Annotated in this window: 6 protein-coding genes and 1 pseudogene; 4 read left to right on the top strand and 3 right to left on the bottom strand. The window is 61.1% G+C overall.

Annotated elements, in window-relative coordinates:
* Positions 1 to 49: 49 nt before the first annotated feature.
* A pseudogene (locus AB4Y84_RS13400) lies at positions 50 to 248 on the top strand (hypothetical protein); the annotation flags it as partial.
* A gap of 27 nt (positions 249 to 275) precedes the next feature.
* Here the strand turns inward: AB4Y84_RS13400 and AB4Y84_RS13405 are convergent.
* The 3 genes from AB4Y84_RS13405 to AB4Y84_RS13415 all read right to left on the bottom strand — a co-directional run bounded on the left by AB4Y84_RS13405 (position 276) and on the right by AB4Y84_RS13415 (position 1747).
* Entirely contained in the window at positions 276 to 785 is a 510-nt protein-coding gene (locus AB4Y84_RS13405) for a hypothetical protein (RefSeq protein WP_442243528.1), read from the bottom strand.
* A 12-nt stretch (positions 786 to 797) separates the two neighbouring features.
* On the bottom strand, positions 798 to 1154 hold the full coding sequence (locus tag AB4Y84_RS13410; protein WP_442243527.1) for a hypothetical protein: 357 nt from the start codon (positions 1152 to 1154) through the stop codon (positions 798 to 800).
* A gap of 458 nt (positions 1155 to 1612) precedes the next feature.
* Positions 1613 to 1747, bottom strand: coding sequence for a hypothetical protein (locus AB4Y84_RS13415; protein WP_442243693.1), 135 nt, complete (start codon positions 1745 to 1747; stop codon positions 1613 to 1615).
* Between the two features lie 151 nt (positions 1748 to 1898).
* On the opposite strand from AB4Y84_RS13415, the gene AB4Y84_RS13420 reads away from it, so the two are divergent.
* From AB4Y84_RS13420 to AB4Y84_RS13430, 3 genes are all read left to right on the top strand, one after another.
* Entirely contained in the window at positions 1899 to 2429 is a 531-nt protein-coding gene (locus tag AB4Y84_RS13420) for a hypothetical protein (protein WP_442243526.1), read from the top strand.
* Positions 2430 to 3967: 1538 nt separating this feature from the next.
* The gene (locus tag AB4Y84_RS13425) at positions 3968 to 4594 is read left to right on the top strand and encodes a response regulator transcription factor (RefSeq protein ID WP_033831073.1); all 627 of its coding nucleotides are present in this window, start codon (positions 3968 to 3970) and stop codon (positions 4592 to 4594) included.
* Positions 4591 to 4776, top strand: a 186-nt coding sequence (locus tag AB4Y84_RS13430; RefSeq protein ID WP_442250271.1) for a hypothetical protein, incomplete at its 3' end; no start/stop codon positions are given. The genes AB4Y84_RS13425 and AB4Y84_RS13430, both read left to right, overlap by 4 nt.

Consider the following 4776-nt stretch of genomic DNA (forward strand, 5'->3'; position numbering starts at 1 on the left):
GGCTGGTGGATGTTGGGCCGGAGGTGGGTGATCACGGCGGGCGCGCTTTGAAGCGGGAAACACGGCAGTGACGATCGAGCATGACATGTGCGCGGTTGTGCAGGCAGCCTGGGTCATTGATGTCGGGCCTGGCGCAGGGGTTGCGTGCGGCCCCAATTGTGGCGAAGGGAACGCCGCAACAGGTGGCTCGCGCAAAAGGTAGCAGGATCGCGCCCGTCGTTACGCACCGGCTAGGGCGGGGCGGGTGAGACGGGGGCGTAGCCGGGGCTGTACTCCTACTTCAGCACGCCACACCGCTCATCCTCAGGCACGCCGCCAGCGGCCATCAGCAGCAATCGATCCTGCACTGTTGGCTCCTGCACGCCCGCGAGGAATTGCTCCAGATAGCTCAATGGCTGCAGTGGCCACTGCAGCGTAGCCTGCAGGTGGAAGATCGCAGGCGCCCGTCGCCCCGCGCCAAGTGGCAGCCTGATCAACAGAAGGAACTGCTGCCTCTCCACGTAGAGGACGGGCACACCCCTGCACTGGACCTGGAAAGAAGACGCTGCGTTCGGCACATCTGTGAACTCGAAACCGTCCCGTGCCCGCGCCTCTGCGAAACGGAGCGCGTGACGGCGCAGCGTCCAGAACGCCTCATCGGATACGCCCCGGTACGCGAGGATCTCTGGCTCTTCAGGCTCTGGCCAATGAATCCGTGCTGCAACGACCAGTGCCAGAAAAAGCACCCACATCATCCCCTGGTGCACCTTCACCAGCGGAGTGCGCACAACCAGCGTGCACTTCACCAGAGCAATCCTTCAGTCTGCCGGCTGCAGCCGTTCGCTTGCATGGGCTGCGAGCCCCATACCGGCCATGATCAGCCCTTCCATCACCCGGTCGCCGACGTACTGGTCCGGCTCGCCGTTCTGGCGGGTGCGTTCTGCAGCCAGCAGCACTTCCAGCACCACACGCAAGCCGGTCAGCGAGCAGTCGACATCAGCCAGCGCCATCTGTCGGCCACGCAGCTGATGGCGCTCTGGCCAGGGCTGGCCGTTGGCGGCAACGCCCGAGCCGATGCTGTGCAGCAGCGCGATGAGGGTGTTGGGATCCACGGCAGGCCCGGCCGAGGGCGCCTCGTGGATGGGCTGTGGGGCAGGGGAGTAGGGCGTGGTCATGGCAGGGCTCCTTGCGTGCAGGCAGAAGCCGCCACCGATAAAGGTGGCGGACGATGCGTGGTTCGAAACCCGGTCTACGCTGGAACCGGCAGGCGCAAGGCCTCCACGCACCGCCCGCCATAGCCGGCCGACGGATTGCCAGCCGGCACCACCTGATGGGTGATGCCGGCTGGCAAGCGTTTACTTCAGCGTAGAACCGGGGTTTCGAAGCCCGGCCACCTGTTCAAGGTGGCACAGCAAGGAATACGCCCGGTTGTGCGCGATGCCAATGCAGTAGGGCTGAAGCCGACACCACTTTCAACATTTTCAGAATCGTTGCATACGACGGAGCGACGCTGGAGCCTTGCGCTGCAATGCTATCGGCGGTGTCGGCTGTGCCTGCCTGCGGACTGTCGGCATCCGCCCGGCGGGATCGCGGGCGGGGCGGATGCGACAGGATTGCCAGAGGCCGTCAGGCGTCAGTAGCCTTTCAACGCGACCTTGGTTCGCTCCAGCCAGGCGGCATTATGGATGCGGGCGTGGCGTGACCAATGCTTGGCATCGTCGATGATGCTGGCGAACAGGCTGCGGGCCTGCTCGCGCAGCAGCGTCATGCCCACTCGCCCTTGTGAGGGCTGGCACTATAGTGGGCGACGCGTGGGCCGCCAATGGGGGTTTGTTGATCGGCCGTGACGAATCACGTTAATTGGACCGCATTTTGCGGCATGCCGCGTGGCACTATCCGGTGTTTTAAGGGGCCAACATATGAATTTGCTGGAAGTCGTAGATTCAGCGGTAAAGATCGGCTTGGGCGCCTTCATTGCAGGCGCCTCTGCGCTTTTGCTCTCGCGCTCACAGCACCGACGCGATCTGGATCGCGCGCGTATAGATCGCGAGTTTCAGATGCTAAAAGATGTCGCAGAGCAGACTGAAAGATTCACTCAGGCATCCCTAAGGCACTGGGCTTTGGCTACCGATGCGCATCGGATGCGTCGATTAGCAAAGCCATTGAGTTCGCGCAAAATTGCCAATCTTGGAGAGAGTAACGATGCGTTGTTCAATATTTTCCACGAGCTAACCAGCTCGGAGGCAAAGCTATTGCTGCTTGGCAAACGAGATGCCCGGCAAGCGCTAAGGAGCTATGGCGAAATGGTAATCGCGTTCAGGCGGTCTGCTATGATCGACTCGGAAACAATGTCGGATCCAGAGATTGAAACTTGGCGCGCAAACATCCTAAAGACCAGAGAACGCCTGTTGGATGAATTACATAGTTGCTACCGACAGCTTGGTTCCTAACATTTTAGTAAAGCCAGCGGGTCTGGAGGGGTATGGAGATTCGACTTTGGGTCACTTGTTTGCTGCTCGCATCCGATTGTGCTGCGGTGGAAGCTCTCCGGGCAATTGAGGCGCTAGGAGCCGCCTCGGCCATCACTAGCCGCCATTCGCACGCAATGTTGCAGGTCAGGGACCACCAGGCCATGTCGCAAGGGTCGAACTGACCCTCAGGAGTGAACATGTGCCCACCTTGGAATCCGAAACCGGCCCAAGGGCCGGTTAGATCTATGCGGTCGTGCGGATCAATCTTGATCATGCTGCGAGCTCGTCCTTGTCGGGTGAACGATCAGGCAGGCAAGAGCCAAGCCAGAGCCGCAGCCATTGCCAAGCGGAGGCGACGAACCCAACCACGGCAAATATGGCATTTCGCATAATGTATATTATGTTCTAACGAACCTGGCCGGGCTGGCATAGCACTTGCCTCGACCATCCCAGGAACCACAACCGCCGCAAACCTCGCCCTCCTGGAGCTTCGCTTCGACATCTTTGGGCTGACGGCCCAGCAGCTGAGACAAATCGCGAAATCTGACGTCCCGCCACGCCGCAGTGCCGCCGCAGGCGCTGAACGGCCAGTTGGGTGCCCCGGCCTTCGCTATGAGATCGAGTCTGACGTTTTCAGAAACGTCCTCCTGCCTACATGCTCGATTCCGTCCCCCTCAAGATATAGAGCTCCAGTTACCCCCAAGGGTAGCTCTTGAATCAACTTGCTCATCGAATCAATTGCCGTAACTGTTAGCGACAAACTTCGTTGATTTACGGGCTCTGCTCTAGGGCGGCCATTGCGTGCATCGTCCAGCGTGCGTGGCACTTCATATCTCAGGATGAATTTGTCTCCCACACGAACGCCACGCCCTTGATCAGGAAATCCAACATAGACAGGTCGACCTGACCCATCTTTCATGATTTCTACGACGAAAAACTCTGCTTGCGCATTCATGAATCAGCCCGCCCTTGCTATTCATCAGTCCAGATCTTCGTCGATGATCTTTGCGCCATCAACAGCATATCCATGGCCACCCACGGAAAATCGGGCAGCGCCGGCGATCTCCGCGAAGGCAACGGCGACACCGAAGCTCCCGCCCCACCTGCCGCGCCAGTCGCGCCACCGGCGGCCATACCCGCAGGCGCGTCCCGCCGCGCTGACGTTCAATTCTGAGGGAAGCCCAAGCCCTCAACCCTGCAGAATTCAGCGCCAGATCCGCGACCACCGTGACGCGTCACGTTAATGGCGCCCGCCAACCCGTCACTCGCCAGCGGAGCGCGCACTCGGCTTGCGCGGCACAGGCAGTCCGCGCGTTCCTTGCACTCGCGATTCAAAAATTGCCAGCCGCAACAGGCCACTTGGCTGCACCCACCCTGTGCCGATCCCGACACAACGCTCCAACTTTTCTCGTTTTCGCTTTAGGAAAAGTCTCAAAAATTGAACGTTTTCGATGCTCGACGCGACAGCAGCGCCAGAATGAGTGCCACGCCACTGGGCGCTGACAACACTCCTGCGCATGAACGGATTCCCTGCACCGCGCCGGCTTCGCCTGGCCCTGCTTGATGACCATGACGTCGTCCGCCGCGGCACGGCCTTCCACCTGGGCAACGACAGCCGCTTCGAGATCGTCGCCAGCCACAGTGACAGCCAGGCGTTCGTGCAGGCGCTGCAGCAGCGTCATGCCGATGTGGCCATCATCGACATCACCCTGGCGCCCGGTGATATCAGCGGCACCGAGCTCGTCGAGCACCTGCGGCAGGCATTGCCGAGGGTAACGCTGCTGGGTTTTGCCGGACAGACCTCGGTGGCGATCATCAACCACCTGCTGGATGCCGGAATCAGCGGTTTTGTCGGCAAATCCGAGCCGTTGATTGAACTGTCCGACGCGGTCGTACGCGTGTCCCAAGGGCTCTGCCGCATTCCGCCGTCGTGCAAGCTGCTGACGCCCTGCGATGCACTTAGCCGCAACGAGCGCGAGGTCATCCGGCTGGTCCTGGATGGGCTGACCGTCTCGGAGATCGCCTTGCATCGCCACCGCAGCATCAAGACCGTCAGCACGCAGAAGATTGCCGCGCTGCGCAAGCTGGGGTTGCGCAATGACGCGGAGATCTTCGCGATACGGCAGCAGTTGGAGGCGCTGTGACCGCGCTGTTCAAGCGTGGCCGCAGGTTCATGCTGCTGGCACTGTTTACCCTGCTTCCCTGTACGTCCGCAGGCGACATCCAGCACGGAAAATGGACAGCGGGGCGCGTGGTCCGGGTGGCCGCGGCCCCCACGCTGCACCCTGTGCCCGAAGATGCTGCCGACCCCGAGGTGCTGCAGACG

This window comes from Stenotrophomonas sp. 2YAF22 (genome assembly GCF_052114665.1).
Taxonomy (GTDB): Bacteria; Pseudomonadota; Gammaproteobacteria; order Xanthomonadales; family Xanthomonadaceae; genus Stenotrophomonas; species Stenotrophomonas indicatrix.

Coding starts and splice junctions, on each gene's coding strand:
- AB4Y84_RS13410 (WP_442243527.1), bottom strand. CDS start 1,154: ATGACCACGCCCTACTCCCCTGCCCCACAGCCCATCCACGAGGCGCCC.
- AB4Y84_RS13420 (WP_442243526.1), top strand. CDS start 1,899: ATGAATTTGCTGGAAGTCGTAGATTCAGCGGTAAAGATCGGCTTGGGC.
- AB4Y84_RS13425 (WP_033831073.1), top strand. CDS start 3,968: ATGAACGGATTCCCTGCACCGCGCCGGCTTCGCCTGGCCCTGCTTGAT.
- AB4Y84_RS13415 (WP_442243693.1), bottom strand. CDS start 1,747: ATGACGCTGCTGCGCGAGCAGGCCCGCAGCCTGTTCGCCAGCATCATC.